This window comes from Halorubrum salinum (genome assembly GCF_024494575.1).
In the GTDB taxonomy this organism is placed as follows: domain Archaea; phylum Halobacteriota; class Halobacteria; order Halobacteriales; family Haloferacaceae; genus Halorubrum; species Halorubrum salinum.
Map to the genome: position 1 here is coordinate 24,840 of NZ_JANHDO010000001.1, position 26,407 is coordinate 51,246.

32 protein-coding genes, 1 tRNA gene and 1 other RNA gene are annotated in these 26,407 nt (G+C 69.4%); 24 read left to right on the top strand and 10 right to left on the bottom strand.

The genetic code is table 11. From position 1 onward, the window contains the following. Window positions 1-27 precede the first annotated feature (27 nt). Window positions 28-1,077 (top strand): DUF5784 family protein, encoded by a 1,050-nt coding sequence (locus NO930_RS00135; RefSeq protein WP_137783250.1) that lies wholly within the window; start codon window positions 28-30, stop codon window positions 1,075-1,077. A 56-nt stretch (window positions 1,078-1,133) separates the two neighbouring features. On the opposite strand, the gene NO930_RS00140 is transcribed toward NO930_RS00135, so the two are convergent. After that, window positions 1,134-1,418: a DUF5789 family protein gene (locus NO930_RS00140; protein ID WP_137783251.1), complete on the bottom strand. Its 285-nt coding sequence runs from the start codon at window positions 1,416-1,418 to the stop codon at window positions 1,134-1,136. Between the two features lie 143 nt (window positions 1,419-1,561). Between NO930_RS00140 and NO930_RS00145 the strand changes: the two genes are divergently transcribed. The 3 genes from NO930_RS00145 to hemB all read left to right on the top strand — a co-directional run bounded on the left by NO930_RS00145 (window position 1,562) and on the right by hemB (window position 3,745). After that, window positions 1,562-2,359, top strand: coding sequence for a PHP domain-containing protein (locus NO930_RS00145; RefSeq protein ID WP_256402112.1), 798 nt, complete (start codon window positions 1,562-1,564; stop codon window positions 2,357-2,359). A 101-nt stretch (window positions 2,360-2,460) separates the two neighbouring features. Next, entirely contained in the window at window positions 2,461-2,625 is a 165-nt protein-coding gene (locus NO930_RS00150; protein ID WP_199242194.1) for a DUF6757 family protein, read from the top strand. Window positions 2,626-2,764: 139 nt separating this feature from the next. Next, a complete protein-coding gene (gene hemB, locus NO930_RS00155) occupies window positions 2,765-3,745 on the top strand; it encodes a porphobilinogen synthase (RefSeq protein ID WP_256402113.1) in 981 nt (326 codons plus the stop codon). A gap of 330 nt (window positions 3,746-4,075) precedes the next feature. Here the strand turns inward: hemB and NO930_RS00160 are convergent, their stop codons facing one another. Then, window positions 4,076-4,318, bottom strand: coding sequence for a ferredoxin (locus tag NO930_RS00160; RefSeq protein WP_049983993.1), 243 nt, complete (start codon window positions 4,316-4,318; stop codon window positions 4,076-4,078). Window positions 4,319-4,474: 156 nt separating this feature from the next. Between NO930_RS00160 and NO930_RS00165 the strand changes: the two genes are divergently transcribed. Continuing rightward, window positions 4,475-4,729: a DUF7967 family protein gene (locus NO930_RS00165; protein WP_092566782.1), complete on the top strand. Its 255-nt coding sequence runs from the start codon at window positions 4,475-4,477 to the stop codon at window positions 4,727-4,729. 58 nt (window positions 4,730-4,787) lie between these two features. Here NO930_RS00165 and rnpB read toward each other — a convergent pair. Then, window positions 4,788-5,149: RNase P RNA component (gene rnpB / locus NO930_RS00170), an RNA gene on the bottom strand. 158 nt (window positions 5,150-5,307) lie between these two features. Between rnpB and NO930_RS00175 the strand changes: the two genes are divergently transcribed. After that, window positions 5,308-5,910: a TIGR00296 family protein gene (locus tag NO930_RS00175; protein WP_137784038.1), complete on the top strand. Its 603-nt coding sequence runs from the start codon at window positions 5,308-5,310 to the stop codon at window positions 5,908-5,910. 30 nt (window positions 5,911-5,940) lie between these two features. On the opposite strand, the gene NO930_RS00180 is transcribed toward NO930_RS00175, so the two are convergent. After that, window positions 5,941-7,104 (bottom strand): nicotinate phosphoribosyltransferase, encoded by a 1,164-nt coding sequence (locus NO930_RS00180; RefSeq protein WP_256402114.1) that lies wholly within the window; start codon window positions 7,102-7,104, stop codon window positions 5,941-5,943. 63 nt (window positions 7,105-7,167) lie between these two features. Next, window positions 7,168-8,976 carry an Hvo_1808 family surface protein gene (locus tag NO930_RS00185; protein WP_256402115.1) on the bottom strand — a complete coding sequence of 603 codons (1,809 nt, stop codon included), beginning with the start codon at window positions 8,974-8,976 and terminating at the stop codon, window positions 7,168-7,170. A 74-nt stretch (window positions 8,977-9,050) separates the two neighbouring features. Between NO930_RS00185 and NO930_RS00190 the strand changes: the two genes are divergently transcribed. From NO930_RS00190 to NO930_RS00240, 11 genes are all read left to right on the top strand, one after another. Next, window positions 9,051-9,626 carry a cysteine hydrolase family protein gene (locus tag NO930_RS00190; RefSeq protein WP_137783741.1) on the top strand — a complete coding sequence of 192 codons (576 nt, stop codon included), beginning with the start codon at window positions 9,051-9,053 and terminating at the stop codon, window positions 9,624-9,626. Between the two features lie 91 nt (window positions 9,627-9,717). Beyond that, the gene (locus tag NO930_RS00195; RefSeq protein ID WP_256402116.1) at window positions 9,718-10,275 is read left to right on the top strand and encodes a hypothetical protein; all 558 of its coding nucleotides are present in this window, start codon (window positions 9,718-9,720) and stop codon (window positions 10,273-10,275) included. Between the two features lie 95 nt (window positions 10,276-10,370). Continuing rightward, window positions 10,371-10,499, top strand: a complete 129-nt coding sequence (locus tag NO930_RS00200) for an HVO_2523 family zinc finger protein (RefSeq protein WP_255511567.1) — start codon at window positions 10,371-10,373, stop codon at window positions 10,497-10,499. 205 nt (window positions 10,500-10,704) lie between these two features. Next, complete coding sequence (locus tag NO930_RS00205) at window positions 10,705-11,670, top strand: phytoene/squalene synthase family protein (RefSeq protein ID WP_256402117.1); 966 nt, start codon at window positions 10,705-10,707, stop codon at window positions 11,668-11,670. Between the two features lie 3 nt (window positions 11,671-11,673). Further along, entirely contained in the window at window positions 11,674-11,883 is a 210-nt protein-coding gene (locus NO930_RS00210; RefSeq protein ID WP_137783738.1) for a hypothetical protein, read from the top strand. A 64-nt stretch (window positions 11,884-11,947) separates the two neighbouring features. Further along, window positions 11,948-13,225 carry a histidinol dehydrogenase gene (gene hisD / locus NO930_RS00215; RefSeq protein ID WP_256402118.1) on the top strand — a complete coding sequence of 426 codons (1,278 nt, stop codon included), beginning with the start codon at window positions 11,948-11,950 and terminating at the stop codon, window positions 13,223-13,225. 177 nt (window positions 13,226-13,402) lie between these two features. After that, the gene (gene phnD / locus NO930_RS00220; protein WP_256402119.1) at window positions 13,403-14,620 is read left to right on the top strand and encodes a phosphate/phosphite/phosphonate ABC transporter substrate-binding protein; all 1,218 of its coding nucleotides are present in this window, start codon (window positions 13,403-13,405) and stop codon (window positions 14,618-14,620) included. 3 nt (window positions 14,621-14,623) lie between these two features. Next, window positions 14,624-15,514: a phosphonate ABC transporter ATP-binding protein gene (gene phnC, locus NO930_RS00225; RefSeq protein WP_256402120.1), complete on the top strand. Its 891-nt coding sequence runs from the start codon at window positions 14,624-14,626 to the stop codon at window positions 15,512-15,514. 1 nt (window position 15,515) lies between these two features. Next, the gene (phnE, locus tag NO930_RS00230) at window positions 15,516-16,316 is read left to right on the top strand and encodes a phosphonate ABC transporter, permease protein PhnE (RefSeq protein WP_137783430.1); all 801 of its coding nucleotides are present in this window, start codon (window positions 15,516-15,518) and stop codon (window positions 16,314-16,316) included. Further along, a complete protein-coding gene (phnE, locus tag NO930_RS00235; RefSeq protein WP_137783431.1) occupies window positions 16,316-17,116 on the top strand; it encodes a phosphonate ABC transporter, permease protein PhnE in 801 nt (266 codons plus the stop codon). The genes phnE (NO930_RS00230) and phnE (NO930_RS00235) overlap by 1 nt, the downstream gene beginning before the upstream one ends. After that, window positions 17,113-17,799 (top strand): HAD family hydrolase, encoded by a 687-nt coding sequence (locus tag NO930_RS00240; protein WP_137783432.1) that lies wholly within the window; start codon window positions 17,113-17,115, stop codon window positions 17,797-17,799. The genes phnE (NO930_RS00235) and NO930_RS00240 overlap by 4 nt, the downstream gene beginning before the upstream one ends. A gap of 44 nt (window positions 17,800-17,843) precedes the next feature. Here the strand turns inward: NO930_RS00240 and NO930_RS00245 are convergent, their stop codons facing one another. After that, complete coding sequence (locus NO930_RS00245) at window positions 17,844-18,551, bottom strand: DUF8054 domain-containing protein (RefSeq protein WP_137783433.1); 708 nt, start codon at window positions 18,549-18,551, stop codon at window positions 17,844-17,846. A gap of 127 nt (window positions 18,552-18,678) precedes the next feature. Between NO930_RS00245 and NO930_RS00250 the strand changes: the two genes are divergently transcribed. The 7 genes from NO930_RS00250 to hisG all read left to right on the top strand — a co-directional run bounded on the left by NO930_RS00250 (window position 18,679) and on the right by hisG (window position 22,292). After that, on the top strand, window positions 18,679-19,053 hold the full coding sequence (locus NO930_RS00250; protein ID WP_049983979.1) for a HesB/IscA family protein: 375 nt from the start codon (window positions 18,679-18,681) through the stop codon (window positions 19,051-19,053). A gap of 106 nt (window positions 19,054-19,159) precedes the next feature. Further along, window positions 19,160-19,405 carry a DUF5816 domain-containing protein gene (locus NO930_RS00255; protein ID WP_137783434.1) on the top strand — a complete coding sequence of 82 codons (246 nt, stop codon included), beginning with the start codon at window positions 19,160-19,162 and terminating at the stop codon, window positions 19,403-19,405. Between the two features lie 98 nt (window positions 19,406-19,503). Further along, on the top strand, window positions 19,504-19,839 hold the full coding sequence (locus NO930_RS00260) for a DUF7116 family protein (RefSeq protein WP_137783435.1): 336 nt from the start codon (window positions 19,504-19,506) through the stop codon (window positions 19,837-19,839). A 167-nt stretch (window positions 19,840-20,006) separates the two neighbouring features. After that, window positions 20,007-20,207, top strand: a complete 201-nt coding sequence (locus NO930_RS00265; RefSeq protein WP_137783436.1) for a dodecin — start codon at window positions 20,007-20,009, stop codon at window positions 20,205-20,207. Window positions 20,208-20,314: 107 nt separating this feature from the next. Continuing rightward, window positions 20,315-20,992: a DUF7119 family protein gene (locus NO930_RS00270; RefSeq protein WP_137783437.1), complete on the top strand. Its 678-nt coding sequence runs from the start codon at window positions 20,315-20,317 to the stop codon at window positions 20,990-20,992. Window positions 20,993-21,040: 48 nt separating this feature from the next. Continuing rightward, window positions 21,041-21,114: transfer RNA gene (locus tag NO930_RS00275), tRNA-Lys, on the top strand. A 287-nt stretch (window positions 21,115-21,401) separates the two neighbouring features. After that, complete coding sequence (gene hisG / locus NO930_RS00280; protein WP_256402121.1) at window positions 21,402-22,292, top strand: ATP phosphoribosyltransferase; 891 nt, start codon at window positions 21,402-21,404, stop codon at window positions 22,290-22,292. A 55-nt stretch (window positions 22,293-22,347) separates the two neighbouring features. Here hisG and NO930_RS00285 read toward each other — a convergent pair whose 3' ends face one another. From NO930_RS00285 to NO930_RS00300, 4 genes are all read right to left on the bottom strand, one after another. Further along, window positions 22,348-22,593 (bottom strand): GIY-YIG nuclease family protein, encoded by a 246-nt coding sequence (locus NO930_RS00285; RefSeq protein WP_256402122.1) that lies wholly within the window; start codon window positions 22,591-22,593, stop codon window positions 22,348-22,350. A 69-nt stretch (window positions 22,594-22,662) separates the two neighbouring features. Continuing rightward, a complete protein-coding gene (locus NO930_RS00290; protein WP_256402123.1) occupies window positions 22,663-23,406 on the bottom strand; it encodes a DNA polymerase sliding clamp in 744 nt (247 codons plus the stop codon). Between the two features lie 194 nt (window positions 23,407-23,600). Further along, the gene (locus NO930_RS00295) at window positions 23,601-24,875 is read right to left on the bottom strand and encodes an MFS transporter (protein ID WP_137783115.1); all 1,275 of its coding nucleotides are present in this window, start codon (window positions 24,873-24,875) and stop codon (window positions 23,601-23,603) included. Between the two features lie 64 nt (window positions 24,876-24,939). Continuing rightward, on the bottom strand, window positions 24,940-26,361 hold the full coding sequence (locus tag NO930_RS00300) for a phosphohexomutase domain-containing protein (protein ID WP_256402124.1): 1,422 nt from the start codon (window positions 26,359-26,361) through the stop codon (window positions 24,940-24,942). Between the last annotated feature and the right edge of the window lie 46 nt (window positions 26,362-26,407).

The window sequence follows — 26,407 nt, forward strand, 5'->3', positions numbered from 1 at the left end:
TTAATCACCGGCCGCGGTACGATCGCCGTGGCACAACCGCTCCGATTCAGGCGCGCCCCCGGTCGCTGGGACGCGGACCGCGTTCGATCGACGCTCGAACGCCCGCTCGACGAGAACCTCGGAGCGACCGCGGGGAGCCCGTGGTTCGGTTCGCCCCCGGGGTACGACGCCCGCCGGTTCGATATGGACGACGGCTCGTTCGCGCTGTTCTGTTGGACCGACGACGACCGCGATCCCCCGCCCGGCGTCTCCGGCGGACCGGTCGGCTACTGGATCGGCAACACCGAGACCCCGAGCGAACTCTGGCGGACGGACAAGTACGGCTTCGACGCGGTGCCGTACCCCGTCTCGCGGTGGGTCCAACGCGAACTGCTCGCCGCGCTTCACGACGACGAGCCGTGGCTCGCGGCGTATCCGCACGTCTCGTGGTACTTCCTCCCGGTGTTCTGTTCGAAGGACGGCGCGGAGACGACCCGCGCGTTCTTCCGCGACCACGCCGCCGGGTTCCCCGACGCGACCCGCGAGGAGGGAACCGGCTTCGTCGAGGCCACGCTCCGCCCGGGCACGCTCGACCCGTATCGCGAGACCATGGCCGGAAAGCTCGGGACGTCCATCTCTCCCGACGTCGTCCGGATGAGCGCCGCCATCGCCGAGTTCACCGCCGCGTGGCTCCTCTCCGACTCCGGGTACGAGGTCACGCCCGAGATCGAGGTGACCACGGGCCACTCGCTCGACTTCCGGGCGACGGACCCGGACACCGGCCGCGCCTCGCTCGTCGAGGTGACGCGTCCGCAGCCGGTGTCGTCCCGGTCGGCGAGCGACCCGGTCGCGGCGGTCCGCGACACAGCGGAGACGAAGACGAGCGGACAGCTGGAGGCCCACGGCGGCGGGGTCACGCTCCTCGTCGACTGCTCGTCGTTTCCCGCTTCCGACTGGAAGCGGATCCGCGAGGCGCGACCGGCCGTCCGACACAAACCCGCGGTCGTGCTCCGCGCGCGTCCCGACGGCCACGTGGAGGGGTACCGAAAGGGATCGCTACCGATAGATCTCTCTCCGGCGGTCGACTGGCTGTCCTAGCGATCGGCAGGTACGACGGAATCCGCAAAAAACGGAACGGGCGGCTGGCTGCCGGCTCAGAACGAGACCGGCGAGGGTCCGTCCTCGGCGTCGGTCGTCGGGTCGCGGTCCGAGTAGAACCGCCGACCGATCCCGCGGTGACAGACACCGGCGCGGAGCGTCGTGAACACGTCTTCCGCGTCGTCGAAGGTCTGCTCACCGAATCGCTCCAGCACGTCTCCGAGACGCTCGGAGCCGTCGGCGAGCTCTACGGTCGCGTTCCCGTGGGCCGCGATCAGTTCTTCCGAGGTCGTCGGATATTGGTGCCGTTCGAGTCGGTCGTCGACGCCGTTCAAGCGCATCAACTACTCCAAATCGCCGATGGTTCTTAATGATTGTCCATGTATGACCTTAGTTCGGGGAATCCGATTATAGTTCCTTATATTGGTTCGCGTTACCGTGATCCAATCGCCGTCGATTAGTACGCCGCCGGCGAACTCGGTCCATGAACACGGATCGGTTCGTCGCGGACCTGCACGCGCACACGACGGTCTCCGACGGGACGATGACCGTCGCGGAACTCGTAGCGACGGCGCGGGAGTCGGCGCTGGACTGGGTAGCGGTCACCGACCACGACCGGATCCATCCGGCCCTCGACGCGCCCGTCGTCGAGCGCGACGGCGTCCACGTCGTTCGGGGTATCGAACTGCGCGTCGACGCCGGCGACGAGCGGATCGACCTCCTCGGTTACGCCGTCGAACACACGCCGGCGCTCGACGCGGAGATCGAGCGACTCCAGACCGACCGGAAGCGGCGCGGAGCCGCGATCTGCGACGCGGTCGAGGCGCAGTTGGGGATCGACCTCGGGCTCGATCCGCGTCCCGGGCTCGGCCGCCCTCACATCGCCCGCGCCATCGATGAGTCGCCCGCGCCGTACGACTACGCCGAGGCGTTCGAGGAACTGATCGGCGACGACGGCCCCTGCTACGTCGCCCGCGAGGTGACGGACCTCGACCGCGGCGTCGACCTCCTGTCCGAGGCGGCCGCGGTCGTCGGACTGGCACATCCCTTCCGCTACGACGACGTCGACGCGGCCCTTGACATCGCCCGCGACCTGGACGCAGTCGAGCGGTTCTACCCGTACGGTCGCCCCGTCGACGACGCTCGCGTCGAGCGGGTCGCTGCGGAATCCGACCTCCTCTTGACCGGAGGGAGCGACGCCCACGCCCGGACGCTCGGCGAGGCGGGACTGACCGCCGAGGCGTTCGCGCCGGTGCGGGACCGGTTACCAGCGCCGCCGTAACCGACGCACTCGGCCGCTACCCGCGCCTCGCCGCGCCCCCGGATTCCGAACCTTCCGGATCGACGAACAAGGTTAAGCCCGACGCCGATAGAGTGGACGATATGCGGTGTCACTACTGTGAACGAGAGGCCACGTACGAGGCCGAACAGAGCGGCGTGGTCGTCGGACTCTGTGAGGAACACTTCAAAGAGCGCGTCGAAGAGCTCGCGGAGTCCGACGAACTCGCCTCGCTCCGCGACCGGATCGACATCGAATCACAGGAGTAGTTCCCGTCTCACGCCGTCGTCGGACCCGCCCGCCGCTCCCGCACGCCATCTCCTACCCTCTATCCACCGTCCGACCGCTCCTTTTGGCGCGCTCGCCGGTGACGGAGCATAAAAGGCCGACCGGAGCCAACCCCCGGCCATGCACCCGACCGACCGGCCGCGGCGGCTCCGGACCGACGGCGTCCGCCCGCTCGTCAGCGAGACCTCGCTTTCGGCCGCGGACCTCGTCGCCCCCGTGTTCGTCGACGCGACGACCGACGAGCGCGTTCCGATCGAGACCATGCCCGGCCACGAGCGCGTCCCCGTCGACGAGGCCGTCGACCGCGTCGAAGAAATTCTGGAGACAGGGGTCGAAGCGGTCATCTTCTTCGGAATCCCCGAGTCGAAAGACGCCGAGGGGGCCCGCGCGTACGCCGACGACGGCGTCGTCCAGCGCGCGATCCGTCGCGTCGACGCCGAGACCGACGCGTACGTGATCGGCGACGTCTGCCTCTGTGAGTACACCGATCACGGTCACTGCGGCGTGATAGAGCCGTCTGCGGAGACGGACCCGACCCTCACCGTGAAAAACGACGAGACCCTCGACCTGCTCGCCGAGACCGCGGTGTCGCAAGCGGACGCGGGCGCGGACATGGTCGCCCCCTCCGCGATGACGGACGGACAGGTCCGGGCGATCCGCGAGGCGCTCGACGCGGCGGGCCACGAGGACGTGGCGCTCATGAGCTACGCCGTCAAGTACGAGTCGGCCTTCTACGGCCCGTTCCGCGACGCCGCCGACGGCGCGCCCGCGTTCGGCGACCGCCGGCACTACCAGATGGATCCCGCGAACCGCCGCGAGGCGCTCCGGGAGGCTCGGATCGACGCCGAGGAGGGCGCGGACGTGCTGATGGTGAAGCCCGGGCTCCCCTACCTCGATATCGTCGCCGACCTCCGCCGGGAGTTCGACCACCCGATCGCCGCGTACAACGTCTCCGGCGAGTACGCGATGATCCACGCGGCCGCGGAGAAGGGTTGGCTCGACCTGACCGAGACCGCCCACGAGTCGCTGCTGTCGATCAAGCGCGCCGGCGCGGACCTGATCGTGACGTACTTCGCCGAGGACCTGGCCGAGCGGCTGTAGCGCGGGCACCGACGACGTAGCGCGGACACCGACGACGTAGCGCGGGCACAGACGACCCGGAACACCGGAGCCGGGCTGTCCGCCCCGGCGCGCCGGCGAGCGGTCGCCATCGGCGACCGCGAGACCGTCCGCGAGGGAGCCCGCGGCGGCGTTCGTGAGCGCCGCCGCGGCGAGGCTGGGGAGGCGTGAGGTCGGCGATCGCCGACAGCCCAGCCGATCGGACCTTCCCGCCCGCGCCTCCATCGCCGCCCGCGCCGCCCCGCTGCCCCGCTGCCCCGCTGCCCCGCTTCCCCGCCGCCCTCGCCGCCCGCGCCGCCGCCTCGCCCCCTATCAGACGACCTGTTCGCCGTCGTCGTCGTACACTTCGATCGCGTCGACGGGGCAGGTCCGCGCCGCGAACTTCGCGTCGAGTTCCTCGCCGTCCGGCACGTCGAGGACGAACAGGTCCTCGTCTCGCTCCTCGCTCCCTCGCAGGTCGGCTTTCCCGTCGGTCATGTCCTTCTCGAAGGCGTCCCACTCGGCCACGCACTGGTACATCCCGACGCAGGTGTCGCGGTCGAACTCCACGTACATGTCCACCGCTTCGGCGAGGCGGTACAAAGCGATGGCGACGAACGACAGAGAGTGACGCCGAGCGACAGAGCGTAACGACTCGACGGGGACGGGCCGTCCCCGACGACCCGCCATCCGACCGTCCCGTTTAACCATCGGTGGGACCCACGGGCGCGTATGACCACCGTCTGGCTCGTCGACCGCCAGTTCGATTCGAAGGGACTCGTCCGGCTCACCTACGCCACTGAGGACGGCGAGCGCATGCACACGAAGGAACTGGCCGAACAGCGGCTCGTCACGGGCGACGGGATCACGGCCGGCCGCGAGGTCGACGAGAGCGCCCTCGGCGAGACCCCGGCCGACGAGCGCGAGCGGTTCGCCGCGGAGGCGTCGCGGATGGCCGCCGAGCACGACCCGGACGACGTGGTGTGAGACTCGTTCGGACGCCGATCGGCGACTGCCCCCGGCCGCGCCGCTCGGCGTGCGAGCGGACTGAGGGGAGTAAGCCCCCTTCGGTTCGTCCCGACATTCGGCTGAGCGTCCGCGCCGTGGCCGGACTACCTTGTGGCGCGGACTTGCACCGGCGAGGATTCGCCGTTCCATCCGTTCCCACCCGTCTGCCCTCACCGGGTTAGCTCCCTTCCCTTGCGGGTCGGTTCGCTCGTTCGCGGGGGCCCCGCGAACGCCGCCGGTCGCCGAAGCGACCGAACGCGGATCATCGGTCGAGGTGGGGGGTGTCGTTGCTGTTCCAGAGCCAGCCGTCTCCGACTCCGGGCGTGTGCCCGGTCGCCCGTCCGGCCGGTGGGGGGACTTTCCTCATGCCGGAGGCACGGGAGTCGGGCTCCCTCTGTCCGTTCTCCTGTTTTCGTCGGCCGCGAATAAGCGATCCGGTCATCGACGATCTCGGTCCGGTCGTTGACGACGCCCCGGTCGCACATCCCGTGTGAGCGGAAGTGAGACACCGGCTGGCAAGGGAAGCGTTCAAGTCGTCAGGAACGTAATGGACTCTCATGTCCGAGGCTCAGACCGTTCAGCTGTCGTACGACGACGGTGCACGAGCGGTCGAACTCGCGCGGGAGGCGGTCGAGTCGTTCGTCCGACACGGACAACGAGAACAACCGGGAAGCATGCGCGAAGCGTTTTACGCCCGAACTGGCGCGTTCGTCAGGCTGGAATCCACGCGCGGTCGAGGCCGGCTCCGGGGCTGTGCCGGCGCGTGGAAGACGTCCGACCAGCTCGGCCACGCGATCGTCGAGGCCGCTATCAAGGCCGCCTCCGGCGACTCCTGCGGGTCCGAGGTCGAACCCAAAGAACTCGACAATCTCACCGTCTCCGTGTTCGTCGTCTCGAACACGGTGCTCACGAACGACCCCCTCGCGGACCTCGAGATCGGCACTCACGGCGTCGCCGTCGACGGCGGCAACGCCCACGGCTGGCTCTATCCGACGGTGCCCGTAGAGAACGACTGGTCGGGTGCCGAGTTCCTCTCGCGCGCCTGCCGGAAGGCCAAGCTCGCGCCGAACGCGTGGGAAGACGACGAGACGATGGTGACGCTCATCGAGGGACAGGTGTTCCGAGAGCGCCCCGACGGCGGTGCGGTCGAGGAGCTGTAGACGGTATCGATCTCCGGCTTCGAGACTTCCTCACTCCGTTTGCTTCGCGTAGCCGACCGCTTCCGCGTCTACGAGCGCCCTCTCCGCCGCGGCGTCGAGGTCGAACGGAGCGTCGTCGACGATTTCGCCGCCACGGATCACCGGCACCATGAGCGACTCGGCGTCGTCGGGCCCTGCCCGGTCAGCGAGCCCGACCGCGTGCGCGCCGTCGGCGGTCCGATACACGTCTTTCGCGCCCGAGAGCTTTCCGCGCTTCGCGGCGGGCTCGCCGTCGACGCTGACCAGATCGAGCGCGAAGTCCACCGGTTCCGCGTTCGAGACGTAGCCGCCCACGCCGAACCCGTCGACCACGTCGCGGAGCTCGCGGAGGTCCGTGGGACCCAGCCCGCCGGAGACGTACACGTCGACGTCGGCGTGCCCGCGCGCGTCGAGTTCCCACTGCACCTCTCTGACGATGTGTCTGAAGTCCCCGCGCCGCGACCCGGTGGTGTCGAGCCGAACGCCGTCGAGATCGTCGCCGAGCGTCTCGACCGCGCGGAGGACCTCGTCGACCTCGTCGGAGTAGGTGTCACAGAGTGCGATTCGCGGGACCGACTCGTCGACGCCCTCGTCGAACGCCCGCCACGCCGCCTCCTGCTCGCCGCGGCCGAAGCAGATCGCGAGCGCGTGCGGCATCGTCCCCGACGCCTCTCGGCCGATCAACTCGCCCGCGGCGACGTGCGAGAACCCGTCGAGGCCTCCCACGAGCGCGGAGCGTTCGACGACCGCGGCCATCGAGGGATGGACGTGTCTCGCGCCGAACGAGAGAACCTGCGCGTCCGGCGCGGCCGCCCGGCAGTCGAGCGCGGCGGTCGCGATCCCGGACGCGTGCGAGAGGAACCCCAGGAGCGACGTTTCGAGCCGGGCGAACGCGAGGTACGGCCCCTCGATCCGCATCACCGGCCCGCCGTCGAACAGGCGTCCCTCGGGGATCGCGTCGACGTCGACGTCGCGGCCGGCGAGCAGCGCGACGGCGTCTTTCAGTCCGGCGACGGCCTCGAACTCGCCGTCGGGGAACTGGTCTGCCGTCACCTCGGCGACGACCCGGGGGTTTCGGCCCGCTCGTCGCAAGGCCGTCTCGGTCCGATCGAAGTACGCGTCCGTCGCCCGGCCGTCGCGGATCGCGTCCGCGCCGACGATGTCGAACTCGGTCATATCGGGCGTAGGTCCGCCGGGGAGGAAAAGCCATCCGAGTCCGGCCCCGCCGCCTGCCGCGTCTCAGCGCCGCCGACGGGCCGCGACGGCGATCGCCGCGACCACCGCGACGAGGGCGGCTACGACGCCGAATCCGGGCGTCTCCTCGTCGGTGTCCGACCCGATCGAGTCGTCGGATCCCCCCTCGCCAGACCCGCCGCCGCTCTCGGAGTCGGGGCCGCTTACGTCGCCGCCGTCGGCTCCGTCGAAGTCGCTCTCGCCCTCGTCGACGCCATCGCCCGCCGCGTCGGACCCGCTCGCGGTCCCGGGGAGATCGAGCCCGATACCGGGCCGGAGTTCGAGCACGCCGCCGGGCTCCGGCGCGTGCACGACGGTCACCGTGGTGTTCTCGCGGGTCACGCCGTAGGCTCCGGGGAAGTCCCCGTCGTCGATCTCGTACACGTCGCCCGTCACGTAGGGGTCGTCGCCGTGGGCCCCGAGCATCGTGCGGTACGTCTCGTAGAACGCGGTCGCGTCCGCCCGCGTCTGCCACTCGGTCACCCAGACGTAGCCGTCGCGCGTCTCGCCGCCGTCGTCGTTCCGATACGGGTACAGTTCGTCGCCGGCCCAGCCGGCCGTCGCCTCGTGCGCGTAATTGTAGTTGGCGCGGGTCCGGAGGCTCGCCTCGGGCCGCGTGTGGATCCGGACGTTCGCCGCCCGGCTCTCCGTCGGCTCGAGGACCGGGTACCCGTACTCGAAGCTCTGGTACCAGAACATGACGAACATCGAGGCCTCCCCGGCGGTCTCCGCGCCGTCGACACCCTGGTTCGGGTACGTCTCCCACCCGTCGGTCGCCGTGTCCTCGAACTCGACCGCGCGAGTCTCGTACCCCGGTCGTTCGTGGATGACCTCGGCGGTCGACTCCGGCGGGTCCGTCATCGTCTCGTTGACGGCCGACCACCCCTCCGACTCGACGAGCGACTCGACGTAGAACGCCCCCTCGGCGTACGGCTGGAGGACGGTCTGGAGGATTCCGAAGTTGTAGTCGGCCGCCGATCCGCCCCCGCCACCGCCGCCAGACGGACCGTCCAAACAGCTCCAGTTGTCGGCACAGCGCGTGGCGTACCGCTCTTCGATGTGGACGGCTTCGCCCTCGACGATCCCGTCGACCGCGAGGTCGCCGTCCTGCGTGGCACCGACGTACCGGGGACGCGTGAGGTCGTGATACTGGTCTTGCATCCCGTGAACGAGCTCGTGTGCGAGCGTCGACGGGTCTATCTGAACCGCCTCGCCCTCGGGGACCACGAGGACGATCCGGTCTTGTGCAGGTGAGTAAAACCCCGAGACAGCGCCGCCGAACACGGTGTCTATCTCCGCTGCTGCGGTCGTGTCCTCGCCGACGACGAACAGCGCCTCCCACACCTGGTCGTTCCAGCGCTGCGACGCCGAGAGCGACCCGTTCGTCTCCCCGGCTCCACCGCCGCCCATCGACCCGTTCGCGAACTCCGCCCGCGTGACGGTCTCGACCGGCACGCCCTCGCGGAAGGGCCGCTCGCGGATGTGTTCGACCCGCGCCATCGTCAGGTGCGTCAGGGCCTCCAGCTCCTCTTCCGTGAGTCCGTCGTCCTGATCGAACGACAGCTCGTCCTCGTAGTGGGTCCCGTTCCAACAGCCGACTACTTCGGTGTTGTCGCCGGTGTCACACGTCGCCGGCGTCGCGCTCGACGTGGCCCCCGGACCCGACGCGGCCGTCGCGGGCTGTGGCGGCTCGGACGCGAGGGTCGGCGAGGAAGCGTCCGCGACGCCGCCGACATCGGCCGCGGCGACGCCGCCGCCGACTGCGAGGAGGGCTACTGCGGCGAGGACGAACGAAAGGGTGTGAACCCGTCGCATATGGCCGATTGCAGTCGACCGGGTAAGTAGTTTGTCGGTCCGGTTTTTTCAGTCGCGCCGCGTAACCCCCGTCCATGCCGTACGATCCGACCGAGACCGCGGTGATCGTCGTCGACATGCAGAACGGCTTCTGTCACCCCGACGGGAGCCTCTACGCGGAGCCGAGCGAGGCGGCAGTAGCGCCCGTCTCGTCGCTCGTCGAGCGCGCGCGAGACGCCGGCGCGAGCGTCGTGTACACCCGCGACGTCCACCCGCCGGAGCAGTTCGACGGGGCGCACTACTACGACGAGTTCGACCGGTGGGGCGAACACGTCGTCGAGGGGTCGTGGGACGCCGAACTCGCGGACGGCCTCGACGTGCGAGACGCCGATCACGTCGTCGAGAAACACACCTACGACGCCTTCTACCGGACGGACCTCGAAGGGTATCTCGACGCGCACGGCATCGCAGACCTCCTGATCTGCGGGACGCTCGCGAACGTCTGCGTGCTCCACACCGCCGGCAGCGCCGGACTGCGCGATTACCGCCCCGTCGTCGTCGAGGACGCGCTCGGCTACATCACCCCGGAGCACCGCGACTACGCCGTCGACCACGCCGACTGGCTGTTCGGCGAGACGACGACGCGAGACGCCGTGTCGTTCGCCGAGTGAGACCGGTCACCCCGCTCGCGGTCTCTCCGTCGATTATCAGCCGCGTGAATCGGCGTGAAACGCTTTTTACCCCTGAGTCGGACCCTCGGCCATGGAACTCAGTCGACGCGGCGTGCTCGGTGGGATCGGGTCCGCGTTCGCGATCGGCGCGATCGGCTTCGCCGGAGCGACCACCGTGACCGACGAGGGGAGCCTCTCGACCGACGCCGGGAGCGCGCCCGGCGTCGGCCCCGACGGCGACGGAGCCGGCGGTAGCGGCGAGGCCGACTCCGTCGCCGTCGACTCGTCCGCGCCGTTCGAGGCCACGCTGCTCGCCGACGGCGACGACGCCGGCACGCTGTTCGACGCGGCCGACCTGTCCCGCGTGCAGGGCGTGATCTCGGAGGAGCGCGAACACCTCGTGTACGTCGCCCTCTCCGAGGCCGGCATCGGAGCGGTACAGGACCGGCTCGCCGAGGCGGGCGCGACCGACGAGCCGAACCGGTTCGTCGTGTCGATGAATCTCGACGGGACCGAGGTGCGGCGCGTCGAACTGGACGAGTCCCGCGTCACGGCGCTCACGGACGACGAGTGGGGCGGCGTCCTGACGCTCCCGTTCGGGCAGGAACCGGTCGCCGTCGAGGTCTACGAGTCGCTGGCGAGCGAGTGATCGGCGCGGTGACGCGGGTGAGCGAGTGATCGGCGCGTGGGCGAGCGCGGCCGGCGAGCGGGACGATTATGCCCACGCCGGTCACATCCGATCGCATGGACGACTCGGCGGAGCCCGGCGGACGGCCGTGTCCGATGTGTGAGACGCCGATGTATCACCGACACTGCAAGTACGTCTGTCCGGCCCACGGCGTCGTCTACGACTGTAGCGACACCTTCTACTGAGCGTTCTCACGCCGTCGGCTCCCGGTCCGTGCGACCGCCGACTCCCGGTCCGCGCGAGTCGACGTGCGGCCGTATCGACCCCTCTCGGCGGCGGTGATCGCTCCGAAATCGACACCGTGCGAACTGTTATGTTCGTGGAGTCCCAGTTTTGTTCCATGATTGGCGACCCGCTACCGATCCGCCCTGCCGGCCCGCAGAGGGCAGCATGGTAGAGAAGACACAGGTCGCCCGGAGCAAGCGGATCCAACGCCGCACCGGCAAGACCTTCCACGTCGCGACGCGGGTGCTCCCGGAACGGATCCGCCGCCCGACGTACGTGCTGTACGGCTTCTTCCGGATCGCAGACGAGATCGTCGACGCCCCCGACACCGGCCCGCCGGACGAACAGCGCGCGGAACTCGAACGGCTCCGCCGAGCCGCCCTCGGCGAAGAGCAGGCCGACGATCCGGTGTTGGACGCGTTCGCGACCGTCTGTGCGGAACGCGGCATCGAGGACGGCGACGTCCACGCGTTCGTCGACGCGATGGAGAGCGACATCGACACCGACCGCTACGAGACCTACGAGGAGTTGGAGACGTACATGAACGGGTCGGCGGCGGCGGTCGGCCGGATGATGACGGCGATCATGGACCTGGATCCGGAGACGGAGGCGCGGGCGCTCCCGCACGCGACGAAACTCGGCGAGGCGTTCCAGATGACGAACTTCATCCGCGACGTCCGCGAGGACGTCGTCGAACGCGACCGGATCTACCTCCCGCTCGAAACGCTCGACGCGCACGGCGTGAGCGAACGCCAGATCCTCGAGCTGGAGTTCGACGACCGCGTCGCGGCCGCGATCCGCTCGGAGCTCGCTCGCACCGAGCGGCTCTACGAGGAGGGGGTCGCGGGGATCAAGTACCTCCCCGAAGACTGCCAGTTCGCGGTGCTTCTCGCGTCGGTCCTGTACGCCGACCACCACCGGCTCATTCGGAACCTCGGATACGACACCGTCTCGACGACGCCGGAACTCTCCCTGACTCGGAAGCTCTCGCTTCTCGTCCGGACCCGCTGGAAGTGGCAGTGGACGCGCGACCCGGAGGCCGTCTTCTACGAGATGTGCCGCGGCTTCGACGCCTCCCGCGACCACCGCGAGCACGGACCGCACGGCCCGAGCGTCGCCCAGACCGACTGAGCGATGGACCGGTCCCGATTCGTCTCTCTCACGCTGCTCGCGTTCGGTCTCGGCTGCGCGGCGTTCATCCTCCGCGGTCTGGCTCGGACGTTCGGCTCGTATGACCTCGCCGTGGCGGTGTCCGCGCCGGTCCTGTTCGCCGCCGTCGCGCTCCTCGCGGGTCTTTCTGTCCGCGCGGCGCTCGACGTGACGGGCGTTCGCCCGCTGGAGTGATGGATCTACTCCCCGGGGCTCCCGAGTCGGAATCTCCTTCCCGCCGCGGCCCCGAGACGGCCGCATGAACGTACGAACCGTCGCCGATCTCTCGCCGGCCGAGCGCCGCGCCTTCTTCGAGCGCGACGCCGGCGTCGAGGCGGTGCGCGACGACGTGAGCGACATCGTCGGTCGGGTGCGCGAGGAGGGCGACGCCGCGCTGCGCGAGTTCTCAGAGGAGTTCGACGGCGTGGCCGTCGGCAACATCGACGTCACAGACGACGCCGAGCGCGCGCACGCGGAACTCGACGACGCGAACGACCCCGTCCTCGACGCGGTCCGCGACGCCGCCACGAACATCCGCGAGTTCCACGAGCGACAGCGTCCCGAGGACTGGCGCGAGGAGTTCGGCGACCGCGAGCTCGGTCGGCGGTTCCGCCCCATCGACCGCGCCGGCGTGTACGTCCCCGGCGGGGCGGCGGCGTATCCCTCCAGCGCGCTGATGGGCGTGATCCCCGCGACCGTGGCCGGCGTCGACCACGTCGCGGTCGCGACCCCGCCCGCCGACGACCTCAATCCCGTCACGCTCGCGGCGATCTCCGAGGCCGGCGCGGACGCCGTGTATCAGGTCGGCGGCGCACAGGCGATCGCCGCGCTCGCGTACGGGACGGAGACGGTGACGAACACGCAGAAGATCGTGGGGCCCGGTAACAAGTGGGTCACCGCCGCGAAGGCGGTCGTACAGGGCGACGTCGAGATCGACTTCCTCGCGGGCCCGAGCGAGGTGCTCGTACTCGCCGACGACACCGCAGACCCCGAGCTGGTCGCGGCCGACCTCGTCGCGCAGGCCGAACACGACCCGAACGCCTCGGTCGTGGCCGTCACCGACGACGCGGACCTCGCCGCCGCCGTCGCCGACGCGGTCGACGCACAGGTCGCGGGCCGCGAGCGCGAGGAGACGATCCGGGCCGCCCTCGACAACGAGGCCTCCGGAGTCCTCCGCGCGCGCTCGATGCCGGAGGCCGTCCTGTTCGCCGAGGAGTACGCCGCAGAGCACCTCTCGATCGTGGCCGACGACGACGAGGCGCTGCTCGCGCGGATCTCGAACGCCGGCTCCGTCTTCCTCGGGCCGCACTCGCCCGTCGCCGCCGGCGACTACGCCACCGGGACGAACCACGTCCTCCCGACGAACGGCGGGGCGAAACGCTACGGCGGCCTCTCCGTGGACACGTTCCTCCGGTCGTCGACGGTCCAGCGGCTCGACCGCGACGCGCTCTCGGACCTCTCCGAGACGATCACGACGCTCGCTGACGCGGAGGGGTTAGAGGCGCACGCCGAGAGCGTCCGCAAGCGGTTCGAGTAGGGCACAGAGCGTGCCGAACACCTTTTTGCGGCCGCGTCTCGCGCTCCAGAGAGATATGTACCGGTCAGTTCGACACCGATCGATACGGAGCGGCACGGAGGATCTATATCCGGTCGAAACTGCTACGTACGGGTCATAGCAGCCTTCTTACGCCGATACTCGTATCACGCATTCGTAATGGTGGACGATTCCGGAGGACGGACGGAAGCGAGTTCGAGACGGCGGTTCATTCTGGCTGGCGGCGCTGTCGGGATAGCCGGTCTGGCCGGCTGTTCCGGCGGCTCCGGCGGCGGCTCGTCCGGCGAGACCGTCGGGACGGGAGGCTCCGGCGGGGACGGCGGGAGCGGAGACTCCGACGAGTCCGGGGATCCGCTTTTGGCCGAGTCGAGCGCGTTCGACGCGCAGGAGCCCAACTGGGAGGAGAACAACTACCTCGCGACGCCGCTCGTCGACGCCGGGTACGAACGCGGCGGACAGGCGGACTTAGAACGGATGGGCAACCGCGAGGTCGAGGAGGTACCCCACGGTGAGCCGGTTCGAGAGACGCCCGAGGACGAGAGCGAGTGGCTCGAACCCGACACGCTCGTGTTCACCGAGAGCCCGAGCGAGGACGTCCAGGGGCGCTACGAGGAGGACTTTCAGGCCGTCTTCGACCGCATCGAGGAGGAGACCGGCCTGCCGGTCGAGTACAACCGGGTGAACAACTACGCCGCCTCGGTCGAGGCGATGCGCTCCGAGCGCGCGCACATCGCCAACTTCTCGACCGGGACCACCGCCTTCGCGGTCAACCTCGCCGGCGCGGTGCCGTTCGCGGCCGGCGTCGCGCCCGACGGCGCGTTCGGCTACCGGCTGTTCGCCACGGCCCGTGCCGACGCGGACGAGATCCAGAGCGTCGAGGACTTCGCGGACGACGACGTCCGGATGGCTCACGCGGAGCCGGCTTCGAACTCCGGGCACCAGGCCCCCTCGGCGCTCTTCGACCAGTACTTCGACGTGACCGCCGGCGAGGACTACGAGATCAACTTCTCCGGCGGCCACTCACAGACCACCCGCGGGATCGCGGCCGGCGACTACGACGCCGGCCCGATCTGTTCGACCTGCATGCTCGACACCGTCGAGGCCGACAGCGGCCTGAGCTTCGACGAGTTCAAAGTCGTCTGGGCGTCCGCCCCGTTCCCGAACGGCCCGATAGCCTACCGGTACAACCTCCATCCGGACATCATCGAGGGGATCCGGGCGGCGTGGCTCGATTCCGACTTCGCGGACACGCGGTACGCGGAGCGCACCGGCTACGAGGAGTACGTTCCCGTCGAATACCGCCGTCACTGGTACGACATCATGGTCATCCAGCGGTACAACGGCGTCGAGTACACGCAGGGCTCGCTGAGCGAGTGACCGATGACGCTCGACGTAACCGGCCTCCGGAAGGTCTACCCGACCGGCGACGAGGCGCTGAAGGGAGTCGACGTCTCGGTCGGGGGCAGCGAGACGACGGCGATGATCGGTCCGAGCGGCGCGGGAAAGAGCACGTTCATCAGGTGTATCAACCGCCTCACGGAGCCGACCGAGGGGTCGATCGAACTCGACGGCACCGACCTGACCGGACTCGACGACGACGGCCTCCGCGAGGCGCGCCGCGACATCGGGATGATATTTCAGGAGTACAACTTGGTCGAGCGGCTCACCGTGATGGAGAACGTGCTCACGGGACGGCTCGGATACGTCTCGGGCTGGCAGGCGTTCCGGCGCTCGTTCCCGCCCGACGACGTCGAGCGCGCCTACGAGATTCTGGAGCGAGTCGGGCTCGGCGAGATGGAGGACAAGCGCGTCGACGAGCTGTCCGGCGGGCAGCGCCAGCGCGTCGGCATCGCCCGCGCGGTCGTCCAGCAGCCGACGATCCTCCTCGTCGACGAGCCGACCTCCAGCCTCGACCCGGAGACGTCGAACACGGTGATGCGGCTGCTCACCGAGATCGCGGCCGAGCGGGAGATCCCCGTGTTGATCAACATCCACGAGGTCGACCTCGCGACCGAGTACGCGGACCGGATCGTCGGCCTCCACGACGGCGAGGTCGTCTTCGACGGCCCGCCGGACGACCTTCACGACGGGGCGCTCGACCGCGTGTACCGCGGCGGCGACCCGCCCGAATCGGACGCGCCGCCGGCGGACGAAACGGCCGCGTCCGACTCGTCCGTCGGGTCGGAACCGGGCGGGGAGCGGGCGTCCGCAGACGGGGTCGTGTCCCCCGACGGCGGGACGACAGACCGGCCGGGGCCGGGTGAGCCCTGAGATGGCGGCCGAACGGCGCAGCTGGCGACGCCCCACGGCGTTCCGCCGCCGGGAGTTCACGTGGGCCGCCTACCTCGGGCTCGCTGCGTTCTTCCTCTGGTCGGCGTGGGGCGTCGGCGCGGACCCGTCCCGGATCGCGAGCGGGCTGGGGCGGGGCCTGACGCTGCTCGGCGACTTCTTCCCGCCGGAGGCGACGCCGCGGCAGGCCCGGCGGATCGCCGACAAGATGGTCGAGAGCGTCGCGATGGCGATGGTGTCGACGGTCACCGGGATCGCGATAAGCGTCCCCGTCGCGTTCATGGCCGCCGAGAACCTCTCGCCGAAGCCGCTGTACTACCTGAACCGCGGGTTCATCTCGCTGTCGCGCGCGCTCAACGCGATCATCGTCGCAATCCTCGTCGTGAAGGCGGTCGGTCTCGGCCCGCTGGCCGGCGTCATCACGATCACGTTCAAGACGGTCGGCTTCTTCGCGAAGCTGCTCGCGGAGGACTTAGAGGACATCGACATGGGGAGCGTCGACGCAGTGCGGGCGACGGGCGCGTCACCGATCCAGACCCTCGTCTACGGCGTCGTTCCCCAGATAATCCCGCGGTTCGCGGGGCTCAGCGTCTACCGCTGGGACATCAACATCCGGACCTCGACCATCGTCGGCATCGTCGGCGCGGGCGGGATCGGCTCGGTGCTTCTCACCGCGTTCAACCGGTACGCCTACCAGTACGTCACCGCCATCCTGATCGCGATCATCGCCGTCGTGCTCGTCGCGGAGGGCGTGAGCGCGGTGGTCAGACGGAGGTACCAGTGATGTCCGGAATCGACGCCGCTCGGTCGTGGGACCGGTTCGACCGCCGCCGACGGATCGGCCGGTTCCTCGGCCTGCTCGGCGCGTTCGTCGTCTTCGCTGCCTCGTGGCGGTACCTCGACACGGGGATCACGAACGTCGAGACCGTTCCCCGGGAGATCCGCGACCTCCTCACGCGGATGTATCCGCCGGACGTGGCGTACGCCCCGGAGATCGTGGAGCCGCTGATCGAGACGGTCCACATCGCCGCGCTCGGCACCGCAGGCGCGCTCGTGCTCGCGATTCCGGTCGCGCTGCTCGCGGCCGAAAACACCACGCCCAACGCCGCGACCTACTGGCTCGGAAAGCTGATCGTGACCGTGAGCCGGTCGGTGAACACGATCGTCTGGGCGCTGATCTTCGTCGTCGTGTTCGGCAGCGGCCCCCTCGCCGGTGCCGTCGCCATCGCGTTCCGGTCGGTCGGCTTCCTCGGGAAGCTGCTCGGCGAGGAGATAGAGGAGATCGACTTCGGACAGGTCGAGGCGGTCCGCGCCGCGGGCGCCTCCTCGGTGCAGGTGCTCCTCTACGGCATCCTCCCGCAGGTCAAGCCGGCGCTCGTCGGGCTCAGCGTCTATCGGTGGGAGATCAACGTCCGAGACTCGACCATCCTCGGGTTCGTCGGTGCCGGCGGCATCGGCGTCCAGCTGTTCCGCGCGGTCAACGCCTTCGCCTGGCAGTCAGTCGCGACCATCCTGATCGTCGTCCTGGGGGTCGTCCTCGCGAGCGAGGCGATATCGGCGTCCGCACGGAGGATGGTGCGATGACGCCTCTCGACGCGTCCGGCTCCGAGGCGCTCCTCTTCGACATGGACGGCGTGATCCTCGACGGCTGGGGAACCGACGAGGTGGTCCACGCCCGCGCGGTGGACGACGTGCTCGCGGACCGAGACCTGGACGCGAGCGACGACGTGTGCTCGACGCTGGCGCGAAACGCCTACGACGACGACTTCCGAGCCGCCTGCGAGACGCTCGGTGTCGATCCGGCCGCGTTCTTCAGCGCGCGCGAGGAGCGCAGCGCGACCCGCTCCGTCGAACGGCTGGCCGCCGGCACGCGGCGACTCTGTCCCGACGTCGACGCGCTCGACGAACTGGTCGACCGCGCTCCGGTCGGGCTCGTGAGCAACAACTACGATCCGACGGTGTCGTTCGTCGTCGACCACTTCCGGCTCGACGCGTTCGCCTTCGCCCGCGGTCGGGACCTCGGTCCGGAGGGATTCCGCCGACGGAAGCCGGACCCGCACTACCTCAACGAGGCGCTCGACGCGCTCGACGCCGCTTCCGGACTCTACGTCGGGGACCGCGCGACCGACGTCATCGCGGCCGAACGCGCCGGCCTCGACGCCGTCTTCCTTCGCCGCGACCACAACGCGGACGTCGACCTCGCCGTCGAGCCCGCCGCCGAGATCGCGAGCCTCCGCGACCTCCCCCCGCTGATCAACGCGCCCTGAGAGCGCATCGCGTTCACCTGTTCTCGCTCGCGGTCGCTAGCGCGTCAGCGCTGGTCGCCGAAGAGGATCGCGTCGCAGTCGGTACAGGCGCGGACGGACAGGTCCGGGTCGCCGTTCGGATCGTCGAGGCACTGCCCGAGCGTCGTCTCCGCTATCGGTCCGTCACAGACGGGACAGGTGTCGAGAAGCATCCGGATGGGACGGGCCGCCTCACGGGAGAGCGCGTCGCCGACGCCCCGCTCGCGAAGCTCCGACGCGGCCGCGACCTCGGCGAGCGCTATCGCTCGGGGGAGCCACACGCCGGGCGCTCCGGCGAGCATGATCCGCCCGTCGTGAGCGTATCCAGTGACGCCCTCCCCGGAGATCGCGGCCGCCCGCTCGGCGAGGCTCTTATCGTCCTCGTCCCGGAGCGACCCGATCCGCGCATCGAGCGCCTCGCGGAACGACTCCGTGAGTCCGACCGTCTCTTCGTCTTCGGCCAGCGCGTCGATCTCGATGAGCCGCGACATCACGGTCTCCGGATCGATCGCGTCCCCGTCGCCGACGCCTCCGACGGCCGCGGCGTCGGACTCCGGGGGCGATTCCGGCTCCGATGGCGCGTCTGTGGCGTCGCGGGCGGCCGAGTCGCTGTCTCCGGACTCTCCGTCTGTGGCGTCTGCGGTGTCGGCGTGTGGATCGGTCACGCCTTGGCGGTCGTCGTCGAGCGAGGTAGGTCTGACGGCCGCGGCCGCTCCCGCGCTGACCCCGCCCACGTTGCGGCTGTCCGGGCGACGCGGAACACCCGAGTCACCGGGCCGTCGCGTCGATGTAACCACTCAGGGTCACGCCGGCCGCGGACTCGCCGGCAGGGTTTTGACCGCGCAGACGAAACGAGCGACCATGAGTACCGAGACGGCCGACACAGACGGCGGCGGGAGCGAGCCGGCGATCGAGGTGACCCCCGACGCCGCGTCGGAGGCCCTCTCTCTCCTAGAGGGCGAAGGCCTCGACACCGACGAAGCCGGACTGCGGCTGTTCGTCCAGCAAGGCGGCTGTGCGGGCCTCTCCTACGGGATGCGTTTCGACACGGAGCCGGAGGCCGACGACCTCGTCGTCGAACACCACGGGCTCCGCGTGTTCGTCGACCCCGCGAGCCAGAACTACATCGGCGGAAGCACGCTCGATTACGAACACGGCCTTCAGGCAGCCGGATTCGAGGTCGAGAACCCGAACGTCGTCTCCGAGTGCGGCTGCGGCGAATCGTTCCGGACGTGACCGACTCTTCCCACCGATCCCGCGCTCGACGCTCGCGATAGCTCGATCTACCGCGCGTCTGTCTCCGAGTCGCGTTTTTATGCCCGTCCGGACGGTACCGGGTCGTATGAGTCTCGACGCCTCGACGACCACCGACGGTGAGCGCGTGTACACCGACCGGACGCTGGCCGAACGCGGCGCGGACGGCCCCTTCTACGTCGTGTTCGAAGACGCCGACGGATCGTCGCGCTGGGGGTTCCGGTGTGGCAACTGCGACTCCTTCGACACCGCGATGGACACGATGGGCCGGATCCAGTGTACCGACTGCGGGAACATCAAGAAGCCCGACGAGTGGGACGCGGCCCACGAGTGACCCGCCGAGCGCCCGCCACGTCCCACGAAGGACGCGTGCTCGCGCCGCACCAGAATCGTGAGAAACTTTATCACGGATGGCGGCCAACGTCGAGATAGATGGCCCCTGCGAGCATCCCACCGACGACGGAGGCCAGAGACGTCTTTCGTGAACTCGGATACACCGTCGGAGAAGACGGGCGCGAGTTCGTCGCAGAGCGGAAGTGGCGGCGCGTCCTCGTGACGGTGTTGTGTCTCGACGACGACCTCGACCCGTATCTCGCAGACGGAGGCGACACTCCTCGGCTGCGGTGTTTCGTCACCTGGCGCGAGAACGCGGGCGACCTCCGGGACCGACTCGTCTCGAAGAAGCCGCCGTACGACTGGGCGGTCATCGGCATCGAGGACGACGGCGCGGACTTCGCGGTGATGGAAGGCGCGCCGGGCAGTCCGTAGCCGCGTCGACCGTTCGGGTCCCGCCGACTGCAGGCAGTTAGTTCCCGTCGACTCCGAGCGGTCAGTCCCCGCCGACTGCGGCCGGCCGGTCTTTCTCGTCTGCCTAGTCCTCACCGACCGTAGCCGGGGATACATTCAAATCCCCGTGTTCCGAACCAACACGTGACATGGTATTTAAGAAGATCACGATGATCGGTACGAGCGAGGAGAGCTTCGAGGCCGCGGCCGACGACGCGATCGACCGCGCCGAGGACACGCTCGAAAACGTCTACTGGGCGGAGGTACAGGAGTTCGGCGTCGAGTTACAGGAGGCGGTCGACAGAGAGTATCAGGCCGAAGTCGAGATCGCCTTCGAGCTGGCCGACTGAGAGTCGCGACCCGGGCGGCACGGACGCCGCGGCTCCCGTGTCCTAGTCGGGAGCGAAACCTGCCCGAGTGCCGGCCGCTTATGTAGGCGGCCGCGAACGAATACGACATGACCGAGGACTCACGCGCGGACCGTCGCTCGCCCGTCGGCGAGCCGGTCGTCCGGTCGGACCCGGCCGTCACGGGCGAGCGCGCCGCCGAGGCGGTCGGCTTCGACCCGGACGACCCCGAGAGCGTTTCCGAGGCAGCCGAGACGGTGGCGCGCTTCGCGTCCGGCGACGTCGGCGACGACGACCACGTGTTGATGCTTCGCGGCGCGGCCGCGTGCGCGGCGCTCGTCCGCGGCGTCGGGTCGTACAAGACGGCGGCCGAGCGCGCCGGCGACGACGTGAGCGTGGCGTTCATCCGCAAGTGGGCGCGCGTCCACGACCTCCCGCAGGCCATTCGCCGGCAGGTCGCGAGCGGGCAGATAGCGCCGAGCGCGGCCAAACACATCGCGCGGCTCGGCGGCACGGACCGCTACCTGCTGGCGTGGGCGACCATCGACGGCGACCTGACGGTCCGGGAGGTCCGATCCATCGCCTCGGCGGTCAACGACGGCAGCGACGTCGAGAGCGCGGTCCGCGAGACGGGCGTGCAGCTCGGGCACGTCGGCGTCGACCTCCCGCTCGACACCTACGTCGAACTCCGGCGGCGCGCCTCGAACGAGAGCCGCGACCCCGGCGACATCGTCGGGGCAGCGCTCGACGACTACTTCGACGCGGACGGCGCGTCCCGGTCGCCGTAGCGCGTTTCTAAACGTTTATCCGTGGTGTGCTCGTAGTCGCGTCCGTCTGGGCCGGTAGCTCAGTTAGGGAGAGCGTCCGGCTTTTAACCGGACGGTCGGGGGTTCGAATCCCTCCCGGCCCGTGTCCTGTCGCGAGCATATCGCGAGCGACAGGTCTCGGTGAGGGATTCGAAGCAGGGAACGGAGCGAAGCGGAGTGACCGTGGTTCGAATCTCGTCGCATCCGTTGGATGCGACTGACCCACGCTCGCTTCGCTCGCGTGGATCCCTCCCGGCCCGTACTTCTCGCGGCGAGCACTCCGCGAGCCGAGAAATCGTCGGCGGGGTGAGTTCGAACGAACCCGCTGCTCACCGCCGACCGCGCTCGCCCGGACGAAAACGTTTCCCGCGCGCCCCGCGAGTCGTCGGGTATGCGCATCGCCGTCCCCAACAAGGGCCGCTTACACGAGCCGACGCTCTCGCTTCTCGAACGCGCCGGCCTCCACGTCGAAGAGACCGCGGACCGCCAGCTGTACGCTGACACGGTCGACCCCGAAGTGACGGTGCTTTACGCACGCGCGGCCGACATCCCCGAGTACGTTCGCGACGGCGCGGCCGACCTCGGCGTCACCGGCCTCGATCAGGCCGCGGAGTCCGGCGGGGTCGCCGACGACCCCGGGGGGGCCAGCGACGACGACCTCGTCGACCTCCTCGATCTGGGGTACGGCTCCTGTCGCTTAGTGCTCGCCGCGCCGGAGGACGGTGACGTCACGGCCGTCGAGGATCTGGCGGGCGCGACGATCGCCACCGAGTTCCCGACGGTCACCCGGGAGTACCTCGATCGGAAGGGAATCGACGCCGACGTGGTCACGGTCACGGGCGCGACGGAACTGACTCCCCACGTCGACATGGCCGACGCCATCGTCGACATCACCTCGACGGGGACGACGCTGCAGGTGAACCGCCTCGCCGTGATCGACGAGGTGCTCGCCTCGTCCGTGCGGCTGTTCGCCCGCGCCGACGTCGCGGACGACCCCAAAGTCGAGCAGGTGCGGACGGCCTTCGAGTCCGTGCTCGCCGCCGACGGCCGCCGCTACCTGATGATGAACGCGCCGAAATCGCGTCTCGACGAGGTGAAAGACGTGATCCCCGGGCTGGGCGGCCCGACCGTGATGAACGTGGAGGCCGACGAGAACGGCAACGGGATGGTGGCCGTCCACGCCGTCGTCGAGGAGCGCGACGTGTTCGCGACGATCTCGGAGCTCAAGGAGGTCGGCGCGAGCGGCATCCTCGTCACGGAGATAGAACGCTTGGTGGAGTGATCGGACCGGCCGGCGTCCGGCTGCGTCCCCGTTTCGATCAGGTGTCCGTCTCCGGTTACGTCTCGATCAGTCGGTCTTTCTCCGGGCGCGTGAGCGACTTGATCGCGTGTTCCCTCGACATCGCCGCCGACTTCGAGTCGAACGACTCGACGTGTCGTAGCGTCACCGGCGTCCGCCCGCGGGTGTACTTCGCTCCCTCGCCGGCGTCGTGTTCGGCGACGCGTCGCTCGACGTCGGTGGTGTATCCGGTATAAAGGGTCCCGTCGGCACACTCGATAACGTACACGTAGTGGTCTGTCACGGGAGTGTGTGGGTCTCGGTCGAGTTCGCGAGGCGGTCGGACGGCGCGGTGACGAACCGTTCGGCCGGCTCAGTCGCTCTGGATCCGCGGTGCGAGCATGAACGTCACGTTGCCGAGCCCCTCGGCGAAGCCGTAGTGAAGTTTGACGGGGAACTCCTCGCCGAGTTCGACGGTGACCTCGGCGTCGGAGGGGATCGCCTTGTTCATGTCTTTGAGATAGTCCAGGCTGAAAAGCGAGTCCGCGGGACCGGCGGTGAGTGCGATGAGGTCCTCGCGGGTGAGTTCCAAGTCGACGTCGTCGGTGTCGCCCTCCGCCTCGATGTAGAAGGCCTCGTCGCTCTCGTCGACGCGGAGTCGGATGTGGTCGGAGACCATGTCGGCGGCCGTGATCCCCCGGCCGATCTGTGCGCCCTCGACGACGATCTCGGCGGCGAGATCGAGGTCGGGGATGTCCGGCTCCTGGCGGATCGAGTCGGGGTCGATGAGCGCGAGGGTGTAACTCAGTCCGTCGATCTCGATGTGGAGTTTCCGGGTCTCCTCGTCGAGTTCGAGGTGGATCAGGTCGCCGGAGTTGGCCATGCCGGCGATGTCTTCGAGGCGGGCGAGGTTGACGCCGATAACGCCGCCGTCGGCCTCGTAGGACTCGAACGCGGCGGCTTCGAGAGTGAGATCGACCATCCCGACGTTGGCGGGATCGACCGCCCGGATCGAGAGTTCCTCCTCGTTCAGGCGGATCTTGCACTCGTCGACCAACACGCTCACCGAGTCGAGCGCGTCCTGAAACGTCGACGCGCCCACGATGGCCTTGAACATATACGTTCGGCTAGGGCGGTATCACCTAAAAAGGCACCCGATCGGAGCGGCATCGCCCCGCCGGGCGGATGTCGCTGGAGCGGCCGGATCGGCGGTGAGTGAGACGCCCGCTCGGAGCGACCCGGGCCGCGCCGCATCGAACGCGAGGACGCCGACTGTGGGTCCCGCCGACGTCGGTGAAACGGCCGTGCGACTCACGGCCGCCGTCTGCGCGCGAACCAGACGGCACAGCAGATGGCGACCACGACGGCGACGGTCGTGACCGAGAACGCGACCCGGTAGCCGAAATCTGTGTACGCGACCGCGCCCGCCACGACGTCTTCGGTCCGGTACCGGTCGAGGACGGCACCCATCAGCGGCGGCAGTGCGGCCCCACCGAAGAATCCCGCCCCGTTGACGGTCGCCGTTGCGACACCGCTGGCCCCGGCCGGGTACTGTTCTTTTATCACCGGTAGCGAGAGCATCGTGACCCCGAGACTGAACCCGATCACGAAGTAGACGACCGCGATCACCGGCAGCGGCGGCGCACCGAAGATCGGGATCACCCCGAGTGCGGCCGCGAAGAGTCCGAGTCCGGCGATCATCGGTGCCAATCGGCGTCCGATTCTGTCGGAGATCCACCCGACCGTCGGCCCGCCGATCAGCATCCCAACGGCCCCGACCAGCGTGTAGTACGACGCGGTCGTGACCGGGAGCCCGTGGACGACGACCAGGTACGGTACGCCCCAGAGCCCGATCACAGTCAGGATCGTTCCCATGGAACAGAAGAAGACCGCGGAGAGGAGCCACTGGTCGGGGTCGGCGAGCAGCGTCCGCACGTGGCTGACGGTTTCGCCGAACGTCACCGCGGGCCGCTCGGGGACGTTATCGATCGGATCGAGCCCGGCCGCGGCCGGCGATCGACGAACGAACAGCCAGACGCACCCTGCCGCGACGAGCCCGAAGCCCGCGAACGCGAGGATCGTCGACCGCCAACCGAACCACCGGATGAGATACGCCAGCGGCGTCGTCGCGACGATCGCGCCGAGCCCCGCGGTCCCGGCGGTCAGTCCCGTCATCGTTCCGAACTCGTCGGCCCGAAACCAGTTCGCGCAGAACCTGATCGTGGAGATGAAGACGACCCCGCTTCCGAACCCGATCACCGCTCGAAAGAGGAACGCCGAGCGGTATCCGCCGCTGAGGGCGAATCCGATCGCACCGCCGCTGAGGGTGACGGCCCCCGCCGTTCCGACGAACCGTGCACCGTACCGATCGGCCAGCATTCCCGTCGGGATCTGGACGGCCGCGTAGATGACGAAAAACGAGGCGTGAAGCGTCCCCAACTGGGCCGCCGTCACTCCAAACGCCGAAATCAACCGTTCGGACAGCACGGCCGTCGACAGCCGGTGGACGTTGACGAGTAAGAACACCCCGACGAGCGACCCCCAGGCCACCCAGCGCCGTCGTGTCGGGTCAGAAAGAAGCTGCATACTCCCCCCTCTTCGCACCGGGCCGAAAATACCCTTGGGTCGACCCGACCGCCCCGTCCGGCTCCTAGATCAGCGGCTCGACGATATCGCGTCCCTCGTCGAGCAGATCGTCGACCGCCGCGTCCGAGTCGGCCTCTGCGTACACGCGGAGCTTCGGTTCGGTTCCCGAGGGCCGGACGAGCAGCCACGACCCGTTCTCTAAGAGGAGCTTGAACCCGTCGAGGGTGACCACCTTCGCGACCGGGGAGCCGCACACCGCCTCGGGGATGTGGTCTTCGAGGTCGTCGAGGACCGCCTCCTTCCTCTCGTCGGGGCAGTCGAGCGACACCTTCCCGGCGGCGATGTGACCGTGTTCGTCGAGCAGCCGGTCGACCCGGTCGTCGAACGGCTCCGCGGCGTGTGCGCTCGCGGCGAGGAGCGCCATCAACACGCCGTCCTTCTCCCGGACGTGTCCCCGAAGGGTGAACCCGCCGGACTCCTCGCCGCCGAACAGCGCGTCGTGGTCGCCCATCGCTTCGGCGACCCACTTGAAACCGACCGGCGTCTCGTACACCTCCTCGCCGTGCGCCTCCGCGATCCGGTCGACGAGGAACGTCGTCGAGACGGTGCGGACCGCCGGGCCGGCGTCGGTTTCGAGCAGCCGGTCGTAGCAGGCGGCGTAAAACAGGTTGGCGTCGAGCACGCCGCGGTCGGGGGTGACGACCGCGATACGGTCCGCGTCGCCGTCGTTGGCGACGCCGAGATCGATGTCGCTCTCCGGGTCCGTGACGCGGTCTGCCAGCTCGCCGAGGTGTTCCGCGGAGGGCTCGGGGGAGTCGCCGCCGAACGTCACGTCGCGGTCACAGCGCAGCCTGACCACCTCGGCGCCGGCGGATTCGAGGAGCGCATCCGTGACCCCCCGACCGCTCCCGTGCATGCCGTCGTACGCGACCGTGAGTCCGGAGAGATCGACGCCGCCTCCGGGCCCCCCGGCACCCGTGCCCGCCGCGACGTTCCCGACGACCGCGCGAGCCGCCTCCGCGTGGCTGCTCACGAGATCGACGCGCGAGACCTCGCCGCGCTCGGCCTCGGGGAGCAGCTCCGGCTCCGCGAGCCGATCGACCACGTCCTCGGTCACGTCCGGAAGCGCGGGCGCGCCGTCGTGCGGAATGAACTTCACCCCGTTGTACTCGGGCGGGTTATGCGAGGCGGTGACCATGCACGCGCCCGCCAGCCCCCGGTCGACGATGGCGTGGGCGATGACCGGGGTGGGTACGTCGCGTTCGGGCAACAACACGTCGAAGCCGTTGCCGGCGAGCACTTCCGCGAGGCTCTCGGCGAACCCTTCGGAGGTTTCTCGCGCGTCGTAGCCGACCGCGACCGGCTCGTCGTGACCCGCCGCTTTCAGGTGGTCTGCGACCGCCTGCCCGACGATCCGCACGCGCTCGTCTGTGAAGACGTCCAGCGTGGCCCGCCATCCGTCCGTGCCGAAGGCAATCTGATCCATGTCCGTCACGTCGTAGGCGGGAACAATAAGGCCCGGTGTCGTCCGG

Excerpts from the sequence above, each read along its gene's own strand:
- NO930_RS00140 (WP_137783251.1), bottom strand. The coding sequence starts at position 1,418 with ATGCGCTTGAACGGCGTCGACGACCGACTCGAACGGCACCAATATCCG.
- NO930_RS00145 (WP_256402112.1), top strand. The coding sequence starts at position 1,562 with ATGAACACGGATCGGTTCGTCGCGGACCTGCACGCGCACACGACGGTC.
- NO930_RS00150 (WP_199242194.1), top strand. The coding sequence starts at position 2,461 with ATGCGGTGTCACTACTGTGAACGAGAGGCCACGTACGAGGCCGAACAG.
- hemB (WP_256402113.1), top strand. The coding sequence starts at position 2,765 with ATGCACCCGACCGACCGGCCGCGGCGGCTCCGGACCGACGGCGTCCGC.
- NO930_RS00160 (WP_049983993.1), bottom strand. The coding sequence starts at position 4,318 with ATGTACGTGGAGTTCGACCGCGACACCTGCGTCGGGATGTACCAGTGC.
- NO930_RS00165 (WP_092566782.1), top strand. The coding sequence starts at position 4,475 with ATGACCACCGTCTGGCTCGTCGACCGCCAGTTCGATTCGAAGGGACTC.
- NO930_RS00175 (WP_137784038.1), top strand. The coding sequence starts at position 5,308 with ATGTCCGAGGCTCAGACCGTTCAGCTGTCGTACGACGACGGTGCACGA.
- NO930_RS00180 (WP_256402114.1), bottom strand. The coding sequence starts at position 7,104 with ATGACCGAGTTCGACATCGTCGGCGCGGACGCGATCCGCGACGGCCGG.
- NO930_RS00185 (WP_256402115.1), bottom strand. The coding sequence starts at position 8,976 with ATGCGACGGGTTCACACCCTTTCGTTCGTCCTCGCCGCAGTAGCCCTC.
- NO930_RS00190 (WP_137783741.1), top strand. The coding sequence starts at position 9,051 with ATGCCGTACGATCCGACCGAGACCGCGGTGATCGTCGTCGACATGCAG.
- NO930_RS00195 (WP_256402116.1), top strand. The coding sequence starts at position 9,718 with ATGGAACTCAGTCGACGCGGCGTGCTCGGTGGGATCGGGTCCGCGTTC.
- NO930_RS00200 (WP_255511567.1), top strand. The coding sequence starts at position 10,371 with ATGGACGACTCGGCGGAGCCCGGCGGACGGCCGTGTCCGATGTGTGAG.
- NO930_RS00205 (WP_256402117.1), top strand. The coding sequence starts at position 10,705 with ATGGTAGAGAAGACACAGGTCGCCCGGAGCAAGCGGATCCAACGCCGC.
- NO930_RS00210 (WP_137783738.1), top strand. The coding sequence starts at position 11,674 with ATGGACCGGTCCCGATTCGTCTCTCTCACGCTGCTCGCGTTCGGTCTC.
- hisD (WP_256402118.1), top strand. The coding sequence starts at position 11,948 with ATGAACGTACGAACCGTCGCCGATCTCTCGCCGGCCGAGCGCCGCGCC.
- phnD (WP_256402119.1), top strand. The coding sequence starts at position 13,403 with ATGGTGGACGATTCCGGAGGACGGACGGAAGCGAGTTCGAGACGGCGG.
- phnC (WP_256402120.1), top strand. The coding sequence starts at position 14,624 with ATGACGCTCGACGTAACCGGCCTCCGGAAGGTCTACCCGACCGGCGAC.
- phnE (WP_137783430.1), top strand. The coding sequence starts at position 15,516 with ATGGCGGCCGAACGGCGCAGCTGGCGACGCCCCACGGCGTTCCGCCGC.
- phnE (WP_137783431.1), top strand. The coding sequence starts at position 16,316 with ATGTCCGGAATCGACGCCGCTCGGTCGTGGGACCGGTTCGACCGCCGC.
- NO930_RS00240 (WP_137783432.1), top strand. The coding sequence starts at position 17,113 with ATGACGCCTCTCGACGCGTCCGGCTCCGAGGCGCTCCTCTTCGACATG.
- NO930_RS00250 (WP_049983979.1), top strand. The coding sequence starts at position 18,679 with ATGAGTACCGAGACGGCCGACACAGACGGCGGCGGGAGCGAGCCGGCG.
- NO930_RS00255 (WP_137783434.1), top strand. The coding sequence starts at position 19,160 with ATGAGTCTCGACGCCTCGACGACCACCGACGGTGAGCGCGTGTACACC.
- NO930_RS00260 (WP_137783435.1), top strand. The coding sequence starts at position 19,504 with ATGGCCCCTGCGAGCATCCCACCGACGACGGAGGCCAGAGACGTCTTT.
- NO930_RS00265 (WP_137783436.1), top strand. The coding sequence starts at position 20,007 with ATGGTATTTAAGAAGATCACGATGATCGGTACGAGCGAGGAGAGCTTC.
- NO930_RS00270 (WP_137783437.1), top strand. The coding sequence starts at position 20,315 with ATGACCGAGGACTCACGCGCGGACCGTCGCTCGCCCGTCGGCGAGCCG.
- hisG (WP_256402121.1), top strand. The coding sequence starts at position 21,402 with ATGCGCATCGCCGTCCCCAACAAGGGCCGCTTACACGAGCCGACGCTC.
- NO930_RS00290 (WP_256402123.1), bottom strand. The coding sequence starts at position 23,406 with ATGTTCAAGGCCATCGTGGGCGCGTCGACGTTTCAGGACGCGCTCGAC.
- NO930_RS00295 (WP_137783115.1), bottom strand. The coding sequence starts at position 24,875 with ATGCAGCTTCTTTCTGACCCGACACGACGGCGCTGGGTGGCCTGGGGG.
- NO930_RS00300 (WP_256402124.1), bottom strand. The coding sequence starts at position 26,361 with ATGGATCAGATTGCCTTCGGCACGGACGGATGGCGGGCCACGCTGGAC.